Source organism: Micromonospora sp. NPDC049102 (assembly GCF_043197485.1).
Classification (GTDB): domain Bacteria; phylum Actinomycetota; class Actinomycetes; order Mycobacteriales; family Micromonosporaceae; genus Micromonospora.
In genome coordinates, this window is record NZ_JBICTE010000033.1 from 1 (window position 1) to 21,582 (window position 21,582).

5 protein-coding genes are annotated in these 21,582 nt (G+C 70.2%); 1 reads left to right on the top strand and 4 read right to left on the bottom strand.

The features are described from left to right. A partial coding sequence (locus ACGFH9_RS25460) for a non-reducing end alpha-L-arabinofuranosidase family hydrolase (RefSeq protein WP_393223911.1) occupies positions 1 to 159 on the top strand: 159 nt, incomplete at its 5' end. A gap of 60 nt (positions 160 to 219) precedes the next feature. On the opposite strand, the gene ACGFH9_RS25465 is transcribed toward ACGFH9_RS25460, so the two are convergent. The 4 genes from ACGFH9_RS25465 to ACGFH9_RS25480 all read right to left on the bottom strand — a co-directional run bounded on the left by ACGFH9_RS25465 (position 220) and on the right by ACGFH9_RS25480 (position 21,548). Continuing rightward, positions 220 to 843, bottom strand: a complete 624-nt coding sequence (locus ACGFH9_RS25465) for a response regulator transcription factor (protein WP_393223785.1) — start codon at positions 841 to 843, stop codon at positions 220 to 222. Positions 844 to 881: 38 nt separating this feature from the next. Further along, entirely contained in the window at positions 882 to 1,481 is a 600-nt protein-coding gene (locus ACGFH9_RS25470; protein ID WP_393223788.1) for a LuxR C-terminal-related transcriptional regulator, read from the bottom strand. A gap of 98 nt (positions 1,482 to 1,579) precedes the next feature. After that, on the bottom strand, positions 1,580 to 19,321 hold the full coding sequence (locus tag ACGFH9_RS25475) for a hypothetical protein (protein WP_393223791.1): 17,742 nt from the start codon (positions 19,319 to 19,321) through the stop codon (positions 1,580 to 1,582). A 28-nt stretch (positions 19,322 to 19,349) separates the two neighbouring features. Further along, the gene (locus ACGFH9_RS25480; RefSeq protein ID WP_393223793.1) at positions 19,350 to 21,548 is read right to left on the bottom strand and encodes a hypothetical protein; all 2,199 of its coding nucleotides are present in this window, start codon (positions 21,546 to 21,548) and stop codon (positions 19,350 to 19,352) included. Positions 21,549 to 21,582 lie beyond the last annotated feature (34 nt).

Sequence of the window (21,582 nt, forward strand, 5' to 3'; positions counted from 1 at the left end):
ATCAGCCACGGCGAGCTGATCCGCACCAGCGCCGACCAGACCTTCACCGTCGACCCCTGCAACCTCCAACTCCTCTACCAGGGCCGATCGCCCTCATCCGACGGCGTCGACTACGGCCTGCTGCCGTACCGCCCCGGCCTGCTCACCCTCCAACGCTGACACCACCCACAGCACAGAGCGGGTCCGGCTGTTGCCGGGCCCGCTCTACCATTGCCGGTCCTACCGATGCGGTGACACGTAACCCAGTTCGATCGCCCGACGGGTGAGCTCGGCCTTGTTGGCGGCGTTCAACTTCGTTCGGATGCGCTTCAGGTACGTGCCGACGGTCGACTCGGTCACGCCCATCTCCTCACCGATCATCACGTTGCTCAGCCCGCTGGCGACCAGCCGCAGTACCTTGATCTCCCGCTCGGCCAGACGAACCGGGTCGGAACTGAGGGGCCCACACACGGCCTCGACCAGTCCGGGACTGATGTAGACGCTGTCCAGGACGGCGGTGTCGGTGGCCGTCCGCAGATCCCGCTCGGCGTCGTCGGCGAGGATCATCGCGCGGACTCCGGCACGGAGCGCGTCCGGCAACGACAGCCGCACGTCCGGCCGGCACACCAGCACCACCCGGGTCCGCCGCGGCAGCACCGACCAGAGATGGCCGTGTACGGACGCGCGCCGCAGCCCCGTGATGTCGACGATGGCCAGAGGCGGGCCGGTCGGGAGGGCGAGAAGCCGCGCGACCGAGGCGAGTTCGAGGCTCACCTCCAGACCCGGCAGGTTGGACACCAACCGGACCAGCCCGGCCCGGGCGACATCGGACGGGGACACCACCGCCACGTCGAGGGTGCTCACACGTGCTCCTTCGCGTGGTTCAGGGCAGCATCTCCCGGTCAGCGGGGTACGACGTAGCCGAGTTCGATCGCCCGTCGCGTCAGGTCGGTCTTGTTGGCCGCGTTCAACTTGCTCCGTACCTGCCTGACGTACGAGGTGACGGTGGACTTCGTGAGGCTCATCCGTCCGCCGATCTGCTCGTTGGTCAAACCCCTCGTCACCCAGTGCAGCAACTCGATCTCTCGTTCGCCCAGCGCGAGATGGCGGCGCTCGGCGTCCCCGGTCAAGATGCCCAGCATGTCGGCGGCCAGGTGTATCCCGCCGTGCCGTGCGGCCTCCACGGCGAGAAGCAGGTCGTCCACCTCCGTGTCACGGGTCAGGAAACCTCGCGCGCCGGCGGCTATCGCCCGACCGAGATCCGGCGGGTCGTTTGGGTCGCAGAGCAGCACGGCACGAGAGGTGGTCGGCAGCGTGCGGACGAGCGCGTCGACGGCGCGGGTCGGCCAGTCGATCACCACCACGTCCGGAGCCAGTTCGGCAGGCATCTCCGCCAGGGACGCGAAGCCACACGGCGTGAACCTCGACGACGCCTCGGCGAGCAGACGACAGACGCCCTGCCGCACCACTGATCCGGCGGCGACGACAGCGATTGTTGTCATACGGACTCTCCTGTAGATCGCCGGACGAACATAAACAGATCGTCTTGACATCCACTGAATTCGCCCTGCGCGAGCGGGCGGTTACCGACGCCGGCCGGTCAGCAGTTGTACACCTCCTCGGCCAGTGCCAGGAAGTCGGCGGCCCGGCGCTCATGCCCGGCGGCGACGCCGCTGATCGCGTCCACCCAGTGCTGCTTCGCGTCGTTACGCAGTTCAGCCGAGTTCTTCCGCACCCAGTCGAGAGCAGCCGGCAGCCCGTCGGCGAACATGAGGTCCACCGCCCGGAGAGCGGTGGCCGCGCCGGCGACCTGATGACCCGAGTCCTGGATGAGGCCGACGCGCAGGCCGACGTCAATCCCGCGGCCCACGTCGCCGATCAGCAGGCTGTTGCGCTCCACCGGGCTCGTCAGCTCCTGGAAGTCGAGCACGAACTCGGCCCTGCCCGACCCACCGAGCTCCCCCAGCAGCGGCGTGAACTTCCGGAACCAGGGGTCGCCGTCCACCTGCTCGACGATCTTCCGCAGGTCGTCACGAGCACGCTGACCAGCCAACTCGTCGCGGAACGCAGTGATCACATCCAGCTTCGCGTTCCTGGTCGGTGCGAGCAGGAGCTTGCCCACGGCCCGGCTGGTCGAGTCACCGTTCGGCCTGGCCAACTCATGAGCCCGGAGCAGGACCGAAGCCCGCAACGACTCGCCCTGTTCCTCGACGTCACCGTTGCCGCCGACGACCTGCCAGACCGGGCCCAGCGCGGACTGTTGCGACAGGACGGCAGACGGCAGCGCCGCCAGACCGCCCGACATAGCGCCCGACCTGGGAATGAGGTGCACGAAGCTGAAGCCGTACGTCTGTGCCATGGTCCTCAGCGCAGGCGTCAGCTGGGCCGTGGTCACCACGACGGGTTGCTCTTTGCGCAGAGCCAACTGCTGCACCAGACGCCCGACATCGCGTACGTCCGCGTCCAGCGGCTTCAGGCCCGGCCTGGCGCTGCCCAGATGGACGACCGGACCGTCCACCTCCGCAGCCGCCGAGCGGATTCTTCCGCCGCGAGCCGCGCTGGGTTGCGGCCCGACCCAGTAGAGCTGGCCCGCATCGAGTTCCGCCCTGCTGCCCGGCGGCAGCACCACGGGGTCGGTCAGCGGTTCGGCGGGCGTCGGCCGGGCGTCCAGGACCGGCGATGGCACGCGCGGCTCCGGTGTGACGAGGGTGTCGGGTACGCCGCTCCGGACGAGATCCGGTGGCGGATGGTCGGTGTCGGACGCGAGGTGGCCGGCGGGGTCGATGCGCCGGGAGGTCACCGTGCCGTCGGCCTCGGTCAGGTCGAGGTGCACGTAGCGACGCAGGTTGTGCGCGATGAGCCGGGCGGTGAGGAGCGGATCGTAGGTGTCCGCCGTGAGTCCGACGGGCGGTACGAGCGTGGGTTCCCGCTCCCGGACCAACTCGATCAACCTGGCGGTACGTGTCCGCAGCTCGTCGACGAAGGCGGGCGTCGGTTCGCTCTCGTTGATCTTCCACATCAGGTCGTAGCGGCCCGCGACGTCCCGGCGAAGGTGGACAGCCTCCGGGTCGGCCTCGCCGAGGTGCCTGACCGCCCACTCCTCGACGATAAGGAGGCGGTGGTAGGCGCGACGGGCCGCCGAGGACGACACCACGATCTGGTTGGTACGGGCGTGGTCCCGGATGTGGTTGGAGATGTGCTCGGCGACGGTGAGCTGGTCGTGACCGGCCCGACCCGGCACGCTGGCGAGCTGGTCGAGGTCGTGGCGTGGCGTGTGGTCGTCGGGTCGGGGCCACCGATCCGGCTCGGTCGCCGGCTCCGACAGCGGAACGGCTTTCAGGCGTGCCTGGAAATCGGCGATCTCGTGCTCGAACAGCTTGGCGTACACCGGCCCGGTGAACCGGTCGCTCACGAAGCTGCCACTCGACCGGGACGGATCCCCCTGCTCGAAGCGTTCCGCCTCCAGCCGGCCCTTGAACCGCATGCGCACCAGGTACAACCGGCCCTGTTGCTTGACGTGCTGTTCGGTCCGGTAGTTCACGGTCTGCCCGCTGCCGTCACCCCGGGGAGCGACCCGGGCGAACTTGGGCTCGGCCGTCCCGGTGTGTGTTCCCCACGGCGCATTCGGTTGGGCGGTGTCGTTGACACTCACCGCCTGGTTCTGGTTGACGCTCGTCGACAGCTCTACGCGCAGGTGGCTCCTGCTCGCGGTCGCGGTCGTACCCGCCTGGTCCTTCGCATACCGTCCGGTGCCGCTGCCGTCGAGTTGGAACAGCACCTCGATGTGGTGCAGGTCGCCGACGAGGTGCAGGCTGGCGCGGGTACTGGAGTGACCGGGCAGGAACATGTCGTCGGTGAGGGTGTGTCGCTGACCGGCGACCGCCTGGTGCAGGAAGTTGCTGAGGTGGCCCGGCGAGAGGAGCGCCGGCAGCGTGACGGACGACCGGAATGTCACGTCGTTCGCCTCGGGGCCGAACATGCGGCCGAGCAGACCCCAGCCGGCGGCCAGGGCATCGGCCAGGAACACGCTGTGGATGTACGTGCCCTGCGGCAGTTTCGGGAGCGCACGCAGGTCGGACTTGTCGAACAGGCGGGACAGCCGGCGCGCCTCGGCGACGCTGTGCGGCAGTTTCAGCACCAGTTCGCCCTGGTGCTCGCGCCGCAGCGGCGCCGACTGCCCGGTGAAGGGCCGGGCACCGCGTAGGAGCAGGTTGGACAGCGGCCGGTTCGGCATGTCGAGCCGGTTGACCTCGACGCTCAGGGAGACGTCAGCGCGGGCCAGGTAGTGCGCCACCCAGTCGTAGACGGTCTGTTCCTGGGTGCTCTGGTGGGTCTGGACGATGCCGGTCTGCCGTCCGCCGGAGACGCCGAATCCGAGGCCGCCGCTGGTGTTCGCGGTGTCCTCGGCACCGGCGAAGGCCGGCTGAAGCGGTGACAGCACACCGGAGAGTCCCACCGACGTGCCCGAACTCTGCGCGTTGTACGCGTGGCCGTACCTCTCGATGCCGGTTTTGGGGACGAAGTCGAAGATCTGCGGGGGCGTGGCCAGTGTCAAACGCAGCTTGACTTCGACGACCTCGGTGAGTGCGCCCGCCACCTTGTTGACCAGGTAGAACTGGACGCCCTGCATCAGGTCGTCGCTCATCGACTTGAGGCGCGTGCCCGCGAACATGGTCTCCAGGTAGTCGAGGCCACCGACGAGACGCCCGATGACGGGCTTCTCGCCGACGAGACGCCGCCACCACACCTCCATCGGTCCGCGGTCCGCCGCGTTCGGGGTCCACTGGGATCGGCGCGCCCCCACGAGGCCCGGGACGGCGGCCTCGATCGCCTCGTGGACGATGTCGAAAGGCCGCACGCTCTTCTCCGCCGACCTGCGGAACGTCAGGGAGTGGACGCCGCTGTGGCCCAGCGAGGTCGGCCCGTTCGGGAGCAGGTAGTCCGGGATGGTCAACTCGGCGATGCTGTCGAAGCCGAGGGCGGCCAGGCGCGAACTGAGTGCGTCGTGGCCGCGATCGATCAGGTGCGTCCGCAGCTTCTTCAGCTCCTGGTGGTGCGGGTAGTCCGGCCACGCTCGCGCCTCCCGCTCCATCCGCTCGATGACGGCCCGGACGTCCCGGTGGTGGAGTTCCAGCTTCTTTTCGCTGTCCCCGTCCCCGTCCTCCCAGCGGCGCAACGCGTTCAGGAGTTGCGTGTGGCTGATCGGTACGGCCCCCGCGCCGTACCGCTTCAGCGCCTCGTTCTCGGGCAGCAGATAGATCATCTGGCGACCGTCGACGGACTCCGACGGCGGCCGGCGCACCGACGTGGGCAGCAGCTTCGCGTGCGCCTCGTACGTTCCGGTGACGATGAAGTCGACCGGGGCGAGGAAGGCGTACATGTTGTGGAAGTCCAGGTCGAGGATCTCCACACCGCCCGTGCGGGACGACGACCCCGACCTGTTGGTGCCGTACCGGACCCAGACCGAAGGCTGACTCTGGACCGCGGAGAGGTTGGCGGCGGTGGTCCCCACCCGGGTCCGATGATCCACCGAGAACTTGATGCCGTGGCCACTGCTGTGTCCGTGTGACGCCTGGGACAGGTACAGCTTGATCAGGCCGGCGGTGAACTGGTCGCTGGTGGCGCCGACGAACTCGCTGGCACCGAGCGCGCCGTGCACGCCGAGGCTGCCCTGCTTGTGCCGGACAAGGCCGGAGCGGAAGAGGTTCTCGGTCTGATACTCGTCGTGCAGGATCTCCTTGAAGTACGAGCGCACGGCGGCCGTGCCCGTGAAGATCGAAAGTTCCTCGTCCCCCGGCTGCCCGGGGCCGCTGAGGTCGGGCTGAAGCCGACGTGCCGCGTCCAGCAGCCCGTGGGTGTCCGCGTAATAGATCACCGCCTGGTCCATCACGCTCACATCGGTGGGGTGGGTCATGGGCTCCTGGTCGTCGAGCCGAGTGTTGATCGAGGGCACGAGCAGCACGGCCGCCGCACCGTCGACCGGGCCGCTCTGCCAGGTCGAGGACTGCTGACGCGGCTTGTACTCGTAGTCGACGGTCACCTGATAGCGGCTCGGTAGACGGAACTCGTCCACGTCCCCCGGGTACTCCAGCAACTGCGGCTCGCTGAGAGTCTGGCCCGCGGTCTGCGTCGCGCCCTTCGCATAGCTGTACTCGGCCGCCACACCCCAGGTCTGCATCAGCTTCACGCCGGCGCCGAATCGGGAGCCCAGGGCCAAGCCCCGTCGACCACCGGCGGTGTACGACCCGGAACTACTCCCGATAGCGAGGTTCACCAGGTGGTACTCGCCGGTCCGGCGCTGCAGCAGCGTCGAGTTGCCCCGTTCGTCCGTCCTCTTCAGCTCCTCCGGATCCTGAACCGCCCTGATCGTCACCCGCGCCGCGTGTCGTCGGTGTCCACGCGGGTCGCCACGCAGAGTGAAGGAGAGACCGTCCTGGTGGAGCTGGTCGTAGAAGGCGGAGAAGGCGTTGGTGGAGACGAACTTGTCGATCAGCGACAGGTTCGCCAGGCGACTGTCGCTGCCGATGTGGGCGTTCGTGCCTAGCGTCGGTTGCGTGGCGAACGGGAACCGGCGCGGCGGGACGTACCCGGTCCGGGCCAGCTCCGACAGCACCTCCCCTCGAAGCTCCTCCGCGACGTTGTCGTCTACCGTCGCGAGACCCATGCCGATGCCCCGCCCCTGGGCGACGTGGCGGGGCAGGACCACGTCCTGGAGTTCGCTCGCCGGCGTGCTCCCGTCCTTGACCAGGCCCGGGGCGTACGCGACGGTCGCCACTCCCGCCTGCGGGAGCTGACGGAGCGCGGCGGCGTCCACCGGGAAGCCGTGCGTGAACGCCGCCGGCTCCGGGAGTCGGAGCAGCGCCTCGCCGCGTACGTCGGCGGTGGTCGTGGCCGCGCTCCTGGCCCTGTTCACGACGTGCACGACCGCCTTGTGCCGCAGGCCCACCCGGTAGCCGGCGGTGCGGCCGGCGTACCGCGACACGTGCACCCAGATTCCGGTGTGGCCGCCGCTGACCGAGTCACGGTTGCTCCAGGTCCAGCCGACACCGATGCTCGGCCCCAGCACCAGACCGGGCAGAGGCATGAAGTTCAGTTCTCCGCTGACCCGTACGTCGCTCTCGTTGGTCAGCCCGAAGCTTCCGCTGTGCGCGCCGATGGCGGTGCTGACCCGCTCGATGTGTGACTTGTCGCTGGTGGCCCCGACCCGGGTGATGGCGGCGTCGGCATCCCGCTCGGTCTGGACGACCACCACGGCGACGGCGTGACCGGCCCGGTCGTGCAGGGTGATCGGGTAACCGCCCGGGTTCGCCTGGACCCGCCGTCGCCGCGCCTCCTCGTCGTCGGTCACCGCTGCGGACTCTCGGTTATTGATCGCCGTGTCGAGGTTGAAGCTCAACTTCCACAGCGCCTGACGCAGCTCGCGGCGCTCCGGGCCGTCCGAGTCGAGCGACAGCCCGTTGGTCCGTAGCTCGGCGACGATCCGGTCGTACAGTTCCGGCAGGCCGGTCAGCCCGGTCGCGAAGTACGTGTCCGGGATCTGCCTGCTCAGACGGGCGAACTCGGCGCCGAGCCCCTCGTCGGTCGGCCGCATGGCCTGGACCTGCGCCTCTCCCTGTTGCAGGTAGTGATCGGGGACCCAGACCTCAAGGCGCTCCTGCCCGTCCGGGTGCTCAGCGGCACTCGACCAGGTGGTCGGCAGATCGGCCCACGCCGTCGAGTCGTCGGGACGCGTCCGCACCGACCAGTTCGGCGTGTACGACACCAGCGTCGAGTCGATCCGGTCGTCCTGGACCCGGCCGGACTCGGCGTCCTGCGCGCCCACCGTCGTACGGTCGATCCGGTTGGCCGTACCGGAGATCGTGACCCCGGCCCGCGCGACCTCGAGTACGCCCGACCCAAGACCGACTCCGACGCCGAGGCCGACCGCGCCACGCAACGCGCCGGCCTGACCCGAGTTCGACAGGGAAGCTCCGCCCGTGTTGAAGCCACTGCTGGTCGCCTGGGTGGCGTGGAAGAGCTTCTTCCTGGCCTCCGGGTCGGTCAGGTGCGCGCCGCCCTCGGCGTCCCAGTCGTCGACGTCGTCGACCGCGTAGCGTCGGTCGGCGGGGTTCGGGGCGAGAGTGGCGTCGGTGGGTTCGATCCGGACCAGCATCTCGACCGGGCCGACCTGGACGAGGTGGCCATCCCCGACGAGTTCCCGGTAGTTGGCGAGCAGCCGGGAGGGCAGCATCGCCTGCTCGTTCGGCGACATCGTCACGCCCCTGACGTGTGCCGCCGCGATGATGTTCGCGACCGCCTCGTCGAGGTGCGGCAGGGTCTGGTGCGGTATGCCGATCGTGTGCACGATCGAGCCCGGCTCGGGTGCCCGAACCGGTCGTGATTCACCCTCGGCCGCCCGCGACTCACCCGTCTCGGTGGCGTCGGGGAGGGTGCCGGTGACGTCGGCGGGGCGGCGGATCGCGTCGTACCGGTCGGCCACCGGCACGGCAGGCATCACGTGACCGTCGGCGGTCACCAGCAGACGCATCGGTGGCGCGTCGGTCGGGTCGACGGACTCCGTTGCCGGGACGGATTCGACGTGGGTGGGATGGATCAGGTCCACCCGCACGGCGAACATCTGCGCGAGCACCTGGGCGATCCGTCGCGGCGTCTGCCGGGGCAGGGGCGCTCCGGGAGTGGCGAGCCGCGAGATCCAGCGCAGCACCGGCTCCCGGTTCGCCGCCAGCGTCTCCGGTCCGAGGGCGAGCAGCGGGGCGGCGACACCCCCCGAAGCCGCCAGATCCGCGAGCAGCAACGCGGCGATGTTGTGCCGCAGTGCCGGCGCGGGCAACGCGGCGAGACCCGATATCCGCTGCGTGCCGTGGCGGGCCGACAGGCGCAGGGCCTCGAAGAGGGAGTCCGGACCGGGCCGCGTCCAGACCGCACCGAGGCGCGCCTCTTCGAGCGCGGCGATCTGGAAATCGGTGAGCCGGTTGACCGACGTCGCGCCCGGTGGCAGCACTGTCAGTTCGGCCGGGTCGGCGGTGGCCCCTACGGCGCGGTCGACCGCTGCGGCGCGTACCTCGCGCAGCGCCTCGGCGAGGCCGTCCCCGACGGGGTCGGCCTCGCCGTGCAGCGCGCCGGGCAGCGACGCGGCGAGGTGCTCGGACGCCGGCAGGGGCAGGTCCTCGGCATCGACGAGGTGCCGCAGGAACAGGTGCAACCCGTCGAACGTCGCGACGTCGCTCGGCATGCTGCCCTCGGTGCCGAACTCGGTCGCCACCACGATGCGGTCAGCTCCGGCCGGCACCAGGGCCGGCACCGCCGCACGGGGTACGGTCGCCAGGAGTTGACCGTCCTCGGTCACGACCAGCAGCAGGGCATCCCGAGCCGGGTCCGGGTCACCGGTCCGGTGCACCCCGCCGTCGGGAAGAAGCACGTCGATCGGACGCTCGACCAGGTGGGACATGAGCGTGACCATCGCCCGGGTCCGCCCCGACGCCGAGTCCTCCAGTCGCAGGGCGGTACGGACCGCCTCGGGCACCCGGCTCGGTGGCAGGCCCTCGGCGATCCAGTCGACCACCTGTTGGCGCGCGGTGTCATTCGCGGTGTCCAGGCCGAGTCGGCGGCCGAGGGCGTCGGCACCCGACAGTTCCGCCTCCAGCATCCCGGCCATGGCCAGGTGGAACATCTCAGGAGGCTGCTCGGCGAGTTCGGCACCGCCCGGCAGGCGACGGTGCGTGAGGGTGGCGGTGACGGCCGCGAGGTAGCCGTCGTTGGCGGGCACCAGGGCACGGAGTCCCGCCCGTTCGAGCACGGCCGCCGCCGGGCCTCGGAGCGCCCCGGGCCCGACCGTCCAGGCGAGTTCGTCCGCGACGGGCGCCGCGACCCCGCCGGCCGACAACCGGGGCAGACCGTGCGCCCGAAACTCCCGGTACGCCTGCATCGCATGGCTGTCGCCCGTTCCCAGCGTCGCGGCATCCCCGTCGGGAATCGTCGCCGGCGCCAACTGGCTCGGACCAGCGGAGGACAACTGCTCCGCAGGTGCGGCAACCAGGCCTGGTTCCTGCTCGCCGGCCGGCGCACCCACCCAGACCCGGACCCAGTCGTGGCTCCGGCCCCGATCGCGGGACGCCGTGGTGACCAGACGGACGGCGTCCGATGTGAAGGCCACGCCATTCTTCGTCTGGTCGTGCGCCGCCAGGAGTTCCGTCAGCGTCTCGGTCAACCGGGTGGAACGGGCCTCCGCCGTGCGTCGGCCCCGCCCGCGATCCAGCCCGGGTACCCGTTCCGCGAGGCGGTCGATGAACCCGGGCGCACGGCCCGGCCCCACGGCGGCACGGAGGCGAAGCGGCGGCAGTCCGTCCTCGACGCGCCGCGACGTCTCGGCCACGACCGATCTGACGAAGGCGTCCAGCTCGGCGTGATCGGGCCAGGAGAGGTCAGTGGCACCGGGAGCGAGGACGAACTCGGCTTCGAGATCACGGCCGAACAGGGGTGTGGGCAGGGGCGGCGGCCCGTCGCGCAGGAACCGGTCGACGAAGTCACCGGCCACCTGTTCCGCCTCGTACTGCTGCCGATGGTCGTTGTTACGCAGCAGGTCGAGCACCCGATCGGCGAGTTCGGCGCGGCGCACGGGGGTGAGCGCCGCGACCGCTCCGGTGAGCTTGCGGGCCTCGACGACCTCGTCCGCCCACGTTCGGTACTCGTTCCGCACGCTCCTGGGCAGGGCCGCGACCCGTCGGAACACCGCCACCGGGTCCTGGGACAACTCGCTGGACGGTGTCACCCGGTCGGGGACCGGCCGCCGCCGGCGCGTCGGGGTCAGCGACGTGAGCGTCGGCTGGTCCATCCGACGGTCCGGTACGTGCCGAGGAACCCCGCCACGCGGCCGCGCCACAGTGGGTTCCGGTTTACGCAGCACCCGCTGTCCGGTCGGAGGACGGCGCATCGCCGACCACTCGGGAACCGCCGGCTCCACCACGTCCGACAGGCCGACCACCACCCCGGCGACCTGCTCCGCCTCGGGCTCGGACGGCTGCTCCTGTTCGAAGTAGCCACCGCCGTTCGGCCAGGATTGGCGCAGGACGAGCGGCGCGTCCGGAGTGGGAAGGACGAACCTCAACTCTCCCTCGGGGCTGTGCAGCAACAGGCTGGTCGAGTGGACGACCACCACCGTGTGACCATCCTCGATGTCCTGCAACTCGATGCCGTTGCTCTGCCCACGCAGTGGGAACCGTTCACCCGCGACGAGACGCTCAGCCACCGTGGTGGGAAGCTTCACGTAGGTGTAACCAACGACCCGATCCGGGTTCGAGGCCAGCAGGGCTGCGGTGACGTCGTGCTCGTACCGAAGGTTGTCGGCCAACCTGCCGGTGGTGACGGCTGGGTGCTCGGCGAACATCCGCTCCAGCAGGGGCGCCGGAGCGGGCGCAGCGACGTCGATGGTCCCGCCGCCGCGGCGTACGATGGTGTCCGGCGCGGTGGCGTGACTCTCCTGGACGAACGCGATCTCCCAGAGATAGCGCGGCGCGATGATGTGGTCCCCGCCCGCGCGCCGGACATCCTGCATCAATGCGGGAGGCAGGTCGGGACGACGCGGCCCCCGAGGATCGTTGGTGTCACGCTTGGCGCTGCGCAGGACCGACGAGTTGCTGTCTGGGCCTCCGCTGGCCACGTACTCGTCCGGCAACCCCAGCAGGTGCAGCATCTCGTGCAGGACCGAGTCCCGGACCCTCTGGACAGGCTCACGCAGGACACGCCGGGGCCAGGTGCTGGAGCCCATAGCGCCGCTCTCCGGCACCCTGATGACGTGGTGGGCGTCCTTTGCGTCGTCGGTGAACCGTACGTCCAGGTGGAACTGGTCCCCGCCGGGCAGGCGGAAGCGTCCGTTGATTTCCTGTCGGACGGCGGCCCGCGCGTGCGCCGCGTACGCCTCGATGTCCGAGGCGGTCACGTCCTCCTCGGCGACGAGGTGGATCCTGAGGTGGAAGACCCGCAGGAAACGCGGTGCGGAATCCGTGCCCTCCTGGACCTCGACCCGTGCCACGTCATATTTGACGTGCGTGCCGAACAGGCTGAACAGCCCCGGACGGCCGGATCGCTCACCGATGTCCCGGATCTCCCCGGCCACCGTCCGGAAGGCCGATCCCGGCAGCGCCGCCACGACGCCGTCCACGTCCGACATCGGGTCGGATGCACGCCACCACCCGTCCTCCCCCGAGGAGAGCGGGCTCAGACGCCATCGGCTCAGGTAGTCCAGCCCCGGCCCGGCGAGATCGTCGACCCTTGTCGGCGGTGCGGGCGGGATGACGTAGCCGAGTTGCACGGCCGGCGCGGAGCCGTCGGACACCGGATATATCTCGTGCTGGACCCCCACGCGGGAGAAGATCTCCTGGACCTGCTCCGGATCGGCGTCGTTACCCGTCAGTTCCGCGATGCGCGCGTCGATCGCCGCGAGGAGGCTCCGGTCGAACGGGCCGGCCACGTAGAGAATGGCCTCCTCCATGTCGTCCGGGCCGACGTTGACCTCGTCGTACGTGGCCGCCAGTTCGACGTACGGACCGGTCGTCTCCTTCGGGGCCAGCTTGACGATCTGCTTGCCGAAGAACTCGTGGACGATCAGGTGCCGGAGCACAGCCTGGTCGGCGACCTCCCGGGCCAGCGCGTCGATCGCCGGCACCGCCTGCTTGGTCGGGTGCCGCGAGGAGGCGTCCAGGGCAACGTCGATGGCGCGTCCTGGCAGGATGTTGGCCCACGGCCCGGTCAACCGGTGGGGTTCGCCCGATACCGGCTCGTGGGGAAGGCCCCGCAGGCGGACGAAGTCCACGGACGCGGTACGTACCACCGAGTGCCGTACCCGGACCTGCGGCAGAACCCGTTTCTTGCCCTCCCGCTGCGCCCACCTGGTCAGCCCGACGTTGAGGTTCCGGTACACCTGCGCCGTCAGCCAGCCGCCGAGGTCCGCCTCCCTCGCCTCCCGGATCTCACGCGCCTGCGCCGTCTCGTCGGCGGGCACCGGCCGCAGGCCGATCTCGACCTCGACGGTCAGTCCGCGCGGACCGGTGCCCGGCTGTTCACCGAGCAAAGTCGTCAGCGCGCCGTCGGTGGTCGCCGCGTTGACCATGTCGCGCATCCACTGGATGGTCCGCCGGGCGGCTCCGCTGCCCCGATCGGCCGGTACGTCGTTCTCGACCGAGGGGGCGCGCAGCCTGCGGAGGTAGCTGGACAGATTGTGCCCCCAGGACACCGGCCAGTGGTCCGGACCGGGTACGACGTCGAGCAGGCCGGGCTCCTGCGCCACGACCGCCTCGTTCCACAGGACGGGTCCTTTCGTCTGCCGCGTATCGGGCTCACCCTGGACGTTGGTTACGTGACCGCCGCCAGCCTGGCCGACGACCGGCCCCCGTCCGTGCATGTCGACGGAAGGGGCGGCAGGAAGGGATTCGCGCCCGCTCCGCGCCGGCTTCGAGGCGGCGGCGGGCGGCAGGACGAATTGGCGATTCTCGATCGTCCCGCCACCGGGATCGACGAGCAGAATCCTCGACTCCACCGGGTTTCCCAACTCCCCGACGACGCTCGACCGGCCGTCGTCGGTGACGAGACGCGCCTCCTCAGCGGCCCGGGGAGTGATCCAGACGTTGCGCTCGTCCGAGGTGCGGTGGACGGCCAGGCTCCGAAGCCGCCCGTCGACTCCCGGAGCGAGGACGAGTGCCGTGCTGCCCGGTCCCGACCGTCGAAGGGCCTCCTCCACCGCCTCCCACGACGGGGGTCGGCTCCAGTGCTCGATGGTCCGGAAGTCGTCCACGGCGGGACGCATACCGGTGAGCAGGTGCCGTGGGCCGGGCAGGGATCGTACGCCCGCCGGGTAGAGCGCGCCGGCCAGGGCGCCGAGCAACGCCAACTCGTCCTGGCTGCCCCCGACCGACTCGACCACGCGGTTCGTGATCGACGACAGCCGAGCCCGGGTGAGCGCTCGACCGTTGAGGGCGAGCGACTCCCGGCGCGGATCGCCGTCGGTGAGCAGCTTCTCGGGCATCCGCTGGCTCTGTCCGTACAGGCTCTCGGGCGATCGCACGGAGACCATCCGCCCGTCCGGCAGGTGCACCAAGAACGTCAGCCCGTAGCGGTAGAGCGCGTGCGGAGCGCGGCTCTCCGTGTTGCGCTCCACCACTTCGGTCAGGTTCTCGGCGAACGTGCCGGCCGAGCTGCGGCCCGCCTTACCGGCGACACGTGCGCCGGCGGATTTGGCCTTCGCTGCCGGATAGGTAGCCCCGTCCGCGCTCAACCCCGCCTCCCAGCCGCTGGTGAAGCTGGTCGACGCCACCGGCTTGGTCTCGTTCTGCGTGTACCGGCGGGCCTTCACCGTGGCGCGCACGGGTATGCCGTCCTCGTCGAGCAACTGCGCCACCTCGTTCAGCACGACGCCGACACGCACGTCGGTACCGGGCACCCGGTACCGGTGGTCCAGCAGTTGCTGCACGCGCGGACGCAGGTTCGGCTCCGACACGAACCGCTCCGGATCGACCAGGGCGTCCCCGAGGGTGAATCCGGTGAGCGCCAACAGGTGGCGGTACACGAACTGCCCCACGCTGTTCGTCGGCCCGACCTTGGCCGACAGGTCCGTACCCGATCCGCCCGGCTCCAGCGCGTGAATGAGGTCGTGGCCGAACTGCTCGGTGATCGGCAGGGCGATCGGAATGAAGGTGGGGTCGGCCGCGACCAGGTCGTTGAGTCCCGTGTCGCCGGCGTCCGGGGCGGCGAGCAGCGGTTCCCACTGCTGGCCGGCGCGGCCGGCGGGTCCGGTCAGGTACGCGGGCAGCAGCCGACGGACCGACCCGGCATCCGGCAGCGGTGTGGTGAGCTCCCACACGTTGCGCTGCGGATCGATGATCTCGCGGAGGGCCGGGAAGCCCGACGCCAGAGGCAGCAGAGCCGACCGTACGGCGTTACCGAGCACCTGGAGCTTCAGCGGCATCCGGAACGAGTAACGCATCTCGACGGTGAAGTGGACGCGGTTGTTGAGCTCGTGCGCCCCTGTTGTGCCGTACCGGAAGATGTTCTTGGTGGTGTGTTCCGCACCCTGCTCCTGCGACGCGCCGTGCCCGTAGTCGAACCGGAGGCCGCCACCCCCGATGCCCCTGTTCTCGCCGGCGGTACCGCGGCCACGGCCCGCGAGATTGACTTCGGCCGACCAACCGGAGGAAGCGCTCTCCTGCGCAGAATCGAGCGCCTGGGTGCGGAGTGTGAGGTCCACCTCGGGCCGGGACCGCTCGGACGTGACGGCACCGAGGCTGGCCTTGACCCGCACGGAGAGGTAGCCGGTGCCGAGCAGTGTTCCGGGGACGACGAACGACTCCTGGATGCCCCCGCCGAACAGCTCGAACGCCTGGCTCTCCAGGGCGGACAGCGAGAACGTCCTGCTCAGTGCCGTGCTCAGGGGCTTGGGGGCACTCTGACCCGGCGCGGGCAGCACACCTCGCTCGACAAGCGTGTCGAGGATGAACTGCAACGGTGGTCGTTCGGCACGCAGCTTCTCGACGTGGCTGGCGGCCCGACCCAGCTGAGGGTCCAGCTCGTCGCGAGGCGGCGTCGGCGGTTGGACCGCGACCGCCTCGGGTAGGCCGAGGTCGTGAGCCAGCCGGTTCGGTACCTGGAACTCCAGGCCGTTGTGCAGGTCGACTGTTGCTTGACGGACGATCGGCGGACCCGACGAGCGCCAGCCGGTCAGCTTCACATTGAAGCGGACGAGACCGGCCCGGTAGCTGTGCACGAGTTGTTTGTAGGTGGCCCGGGTGATGTCGATGCTGCCCACGCCACTCGCGGCCGAGGCGTCCTGATGCACGGAGCCGTGTACGACCAGGGTGCCCCCGCCACTGTTCGAGGCGATCGTGGAATCCGTCGTGTCGCCAAGCGAGTCGGAGTAGAGCACCCCGCCGCCGGCACCGAGCGAGGCCTGTCCACCCGCCTCTTCGGTGACATCGAACTGCGAAGCCGCCTGCGCGTACTGTTCGATCTCCACCCGCTCGCTCGACGAGAGGTGGCTGACCTGGTGCACGGTGGCCGAGATCTCCGCGACGGCGGTCACGTCCCCGTGCGCGCCGAGAGGAACGGTCCACCGCTGCTCTCCGTCGATCAGATTGGCGAGGTTGGCGCTGAGTTCGGTCGGCACGGCGAGGTCACGCGCCCACAGTTCGGCGGGCCAGTTCGACGGATCGCCGAACCAGGTCGCCGGCTTGCCGTGCACCTGACCGTAGAGACGTGCCACCACCGCCGGCAGCTCGTGCAGTTCCGCGAAGCGCGGGTACACCCCGGCGACGCCCTCGCGGTCGAACGGCACCATCTCCTCCGGCAGCGCGGGCAACGGGCCGGCGCCGTGCAGGGCGACCTGGACCCCGACCTGGTCGACCTGCGCCATGGTCGGAGTGATCTCGGGCAGGTGCTCGACGGGTACGACCACCTGCTGCTGGACGTCCGGTCCGTCGACCACCACCCGGGTAGGTGGACCGTCGTCCGGTCGCACCGTGATCTCGTACGCCAGCAGGTAGTCGTGCTGGACCACGTCGCCGGTGGTCTCCGTACGTCGGTAGCTCTTCACCGCCCGGGCGCCGCCGCGCTCGGTGCTCCGCGCGTACGTGCCGTCGGCGCTCAGTCCGCTCAACTGCCCCCGGAGCTTGCCGTCGTACCCGAAGACGGCATTGGCGGAGATACCGGCGTGCAGCCCCTGATCGCTGGTGACGCTGCCGCTCGTCGACGCCGTTGACATGGCCCGGTTGTTGACCGACATCGGGTAGGTGCTGCTGCCCAGCCACTCCCGCGTGTGGGCGGTGACCAGCACCTGGTACTGCCGGCCGCCGATGCTGAAGGTGGTGTGGATTCCCGCCCGCACTCGCGCCGGGTCGCCTTCGAGCGCCGGCAGCCCGTACCGCACGGCGACGAGCCGCCGCGCCTCGGCCCACTCGTCGCTTCCGGCCGTCGGACCGCGGCCGCTGCCCAGAGCGACACCCAACGCCTCCAGCACGTGGGTGGCGACCCGGTCCCCGCCGGGCAGGCCGATGGTCGTGCCCGGTCCGTCGCCCCGGCGGGCCGCCATGATCAGCGGCTCCCGGGGGGCCGCCGTCTCCGGCCGGTACGGCTCGCGGACCTGCGGCGCATCCACCCGGGGCGGGCCCAGTCGCTCCGCGACTTCGGCGGCGGTCACCTCGGTCGGGCGTGACACGGGCGGGACGAGCGTCCCGTACCAGCCGACCTCGGCGGGCAGTGGAGCACCATGGTGGCGCCGCTCGAACGCCTCGGCCTCGGCCGTCGGAACTCCGAACTCGGCCTTGACCGCTGTCGCGAACCACGGAATCCGGTGGGTGGTCGACTCCAGCTTCACGTTGACCGAGACGTCGGCCGCGTAGCGGGCCTGTTCCGCCGAGCGGACGAGGACGGTGTGGTTCATCGCCGCATCGCCGACGGCCTGCGCGGTGCTCTTGCCCCAGCCGGCCGAGAGGACCGGCCCGATTCCACCCCGGTCGTTGCCGCTCGCGCTCGCGGTCAAGCCGGACGGCATCAGTCGGGGGGCGAAGCTCAGGGTGTACGACCCGCTCTGGTGCCGGGAGTCATCCCGCACCACGCCGAGGTCGTCGCGGATCGCCACTCCCTCGGTGTCGCCGATCCGCTGCAACCGACGCACGACCAACTCGACGACGGCGTAGCCCTCGAAGCTCCGTCCCGTGCCGATCGGCACCGTCAGCCGTTCGGTCATGTCCCCGCCGCCGAGCAGCCAGCGGCTCCGGCCCCGCGAGGTGCGTTCGTTGAGGAGTCGCTGGCCCACCCGCTGTGCCACAGTCGCCGCGCTGTGTGCCGGCAACCCGCCGTCGCGCAACTGTTGGTGCAGTCGCGCGACCGCCGGGGTGTAGTCGATCGCGGTGAGCACCTCCCGCGCCGTCTCCGGTCCCGGCGTCAGGGTGCCGTCCGCCTCGACCACCGGGCCGGGTCGGGGCCGCTGGTCCCGACCGACGTACTGCTCCGGGAACTTCACGACGAGCATTCCGTCGTCGGAGCCGAGCTGGTGGGTCTCGCCCCATCGCCTCCCGTCGACGAACACGTCGACGGCCAGCCCGCTCGCGTAGCTGGGCCCGCCGCTGAAGAAGATCTTCCGACCGGAGATGACCCGGTACGAGGAGGTGCTGGCGTCCGAGGTGGAGCTCTCGACGTCGAATGGCAGCCCGATGGTCATGAGCTGAAACTTGCGGGGCAGGCGCAGCAGCAGATCCGAGCCGATGCTCAACGCGCGAGAGGCGGGCGTCTCTCCGCTGACGCTGGCGGCGGTCGAGCCGAACGACACGTCGTACGTCTTGTCGTGCGTCGGGGTGGTTGGCACCGGTTTGGCGTCGTGCAGCCGCGGTTTGATCCAGACCAGCCGTCCGTCGATGACCCCCGTCCACCCCTCCCGCAGCAGGTTGTCCCACCGCTCGGTGTTGGCCGCGGCGGAGGACAGCTCGACGAGTCGCGCGGCGGCTTGCTGGTCCGAGGTCGCCGGCAGCGGAGCCTCGGCGTGGCCGTCGATGCCGAGAAGGTCGGCCAATCGTGCTCGTACCGCCTCGCGCAGGTGGTGCGACTCGACCTCGGTGGCCTCGTTCGGCACCCGGTCGGGAAGCGCATCCACGACCTGGTCCGCAATCTCGGCCGGGTTCCGGTAACCGGCCGCCTGGATGATCATCGCGCCGGTCGCACCGTGCTCGATGTACCAGGGTGCGGACGGCACCTCGTCCGCTTCGACGACGGCGGCACTGTCCGAATCGGTGTCGCCGTCACCGAGACCGCGCCGGGTCAACTCCTGTGTCGCCTCCAGGTCAAGACCGTCCCGGGCCAGCGGATTCACCGGCTCGACCGGCAGGTCGACGACGAAGCGTCGTCCCGTCAACCGGTCGGCGGTTGTCCCGGTGACCTCCTGGCCGGTGACGTCGTGGGCGGGCACCGTCCCGGTCAGGCGTTCGGCGGGATAGACGAGGACGGCCACGGTCTCGCCGAACGCCTCGAACGGCACCACCCGCGGTCCGCTCAGGGTCAGCGAATCCGGGGCCTGCACGAGCACCGGCAGGCCGAGCTGGTCGGCGTGGCCGACCGCGGCCTCCGGACCAGGTTCGAGAACCTGCGGTACGTAGACCATCCGTTCGATGACGGACTGCGGCTGAGTGCGCAGGGCGTCCGCGACGAGCCCAATCGCGGCCAGATCGACATGGACCTGGTGGAGTCCTGGTAGCTGCGCGGCGGCGAGCACCGAGTCGGGCACCGGGACGCCGAGGCTGAGCCACTGTCCGGAGCGCACCCAGGTGGCGACGAACTCTGGGCAGGCCACCTCGGCGACGTCCGTCATCGCGGACCTCCTCGTCCGACCCGGCGCGTCAGTGGCAGGTCAGAATCTCGTTTGTCAGTGCTTTGATCTCGTCGGCCAACGCCGGCGTTCCGTTGAGCCGGTCACTCGCCAGGAGTTCCTTGAACCGGAAGTGCCAGGGCACCCGGTCCGCGCCGCTCAGACATTCCACTGACAGCACCTGACGCCAGTCGTCACTCCCTGGCACCCAATCCTCGCTGAGTAGCAGCTTGACCGCCTCGAAGATGGAGGCGTGCGCCTGGGCGACCTCCTTCGCCCCGTCCGCCACCCGCGTCATCTGTTCCTCGTACGACTCACCGACGGCGCGGACCAGCGTGGTCGCCTCGGTCGGGTCGATGGCGTGGTCCAGCATGCCCTGGAACAGCAGGCTGTCCCATGCCATCCGGGTGCCGTGCGTCGTCCTGGGTCGCGTGCCCGGGTCGGGCACCAACTCGCCCTGCCATCGGGTCGACGCGGTCAGATAGTCGAAAACGAAACGCACGTCGACGGGCTGACCCGTCGGCCAGGGTGGCTGGGCGTCGAACATCTGCGCCAGGGCGGGTTCGACCGGCTCCGTCCCGGCGACGACGGGTGTCCGGGCGGCCACTCGCAGGGCCAGGTCGAGCCCTTGAAGCCGGAGATCCTCCGGGAACTCGGCGGCCAGGCCCCTCGAAGCCGTGAGAACAGCCGGATCACGCAACTGGTCGACATGGTCGGCGAAGTGGTCCGCCGCCTGCTGGTAGGAGTTCTGGGTCAGGAACTCGACCAGAACGGGCGGCAACGGTTCATCGGCCGTCATGCTGGACAGGTTCGCGGCGTCCAGGATCTCGCGGGTCACGACGCGACCGTCGAAGGGCTGCGGCGCGGCGTCGGGCGCGATGACCTGCCAGCTGGATTGTGCGTCGATACCGCCCCGCATCACCTTTTGGACCACAGACGCTTTGTAGGTCCGGGCGAGCTGCTCGATCTCCTCGTTCGGGCGGGTCGCCACGACCGTCGGTCGCACGTTGTTCAGGTAGTACCGCTGCAGCTGCGACCTGATCTCGACGAACTGTGCCGGGTCCAACGGGTGGCCCTCACCGGGCTGCTCGCGCACGTCGACTGCGACGACTGGCTCGCCCAAGAAGTCGACCTCGTCCATCCCGTACCGCTTCACGTTCTCCTCTGGCCACGGACCGACCCACGTCACCTCGTAATTGAGCGGACGGACCATCCCAGGCCCGACGGCCTCGCGCAGGGCAACCGGCGTGCCGTCCGGGCCGACCAGCATCACTCGCGCGTCGTCGCGTTCGAGGACGGCCGTGCGCCAGTCGTTCCCGCCGTCGATGTCGAATTCCCGCGTCTTACCGTCGGCGCGCGGGTCGTGCCACGTGAGAGTGCCGTTCTCGTCCGAGGTCAGCCAGAACACCTGCTCGGTGGAGGTACCCGCCGCGGTACCGGTGACCAGCGCCGACGAACCCGGGGTACGGCGGAGCACGGTCGCCAGCGCCGCCGGCCGCACGGGTGTGAGGCTGCCCCCGATCGCGTTCGCCACGCGGGTGGTCGTCGGCGGCTCGGTCGAGGTGAGCAGGTCGAAGGCGCCGGTACCCCCGTACCGCGCGGCGTACGCGCCGAGCGCGTACGTCGTCGCGTGCGTCGATGGTCCGGTGTGCGCGAGTTCCCCGGGGCTGACGCCAAGTCCGAACTGCGTGCGGGTGAGCGCGGTCCGTTCGTGCCATCTGGCGAGCCGATCCAAGCCATCGCGGATGCTGGACGGCGTCTCGGACAGGCTGACTGCGTCGACCAGCGCCGCTCGCTGAGCCGCCGCGCTCGGCGGAAGAACCCGGTAGCTGGCCGCCTCTTCGGCGGTCACGCGACCCGCGGCATCCACTGGCACGACATCCTTGCCCGCGAGTGGCTCGACCGTCGAAACGGGCAGGTCGAGGCCGGCCGCGACGGACCGCAGCGTCTCCGGGTCGCTGACCGGAAGCAGTGTTTCCGGGTCGAGCACGGTGACCACGTGCGTCGCCCGCGCCCTCGGGTCCAACTGGTCCAGGTACCGGCGGAACGCGGGATCGAGAGCGGTATCCCGGCTGACGAAGACATTCACCCCGTCGCCGACGCTCATCCGCTCGGCGGTCTCCAACATGCCGGTCTTGACCTGCGACGCTGTCGAATTGGCCAGGTATATGAACCCTTTGCCTAGCACAGTGGCCAGCACACCAGGCAGGCAGTCGGACAGTGCGGGCATAACTGCTCCCTCGGTGGCGGGGCGTGATACGTCG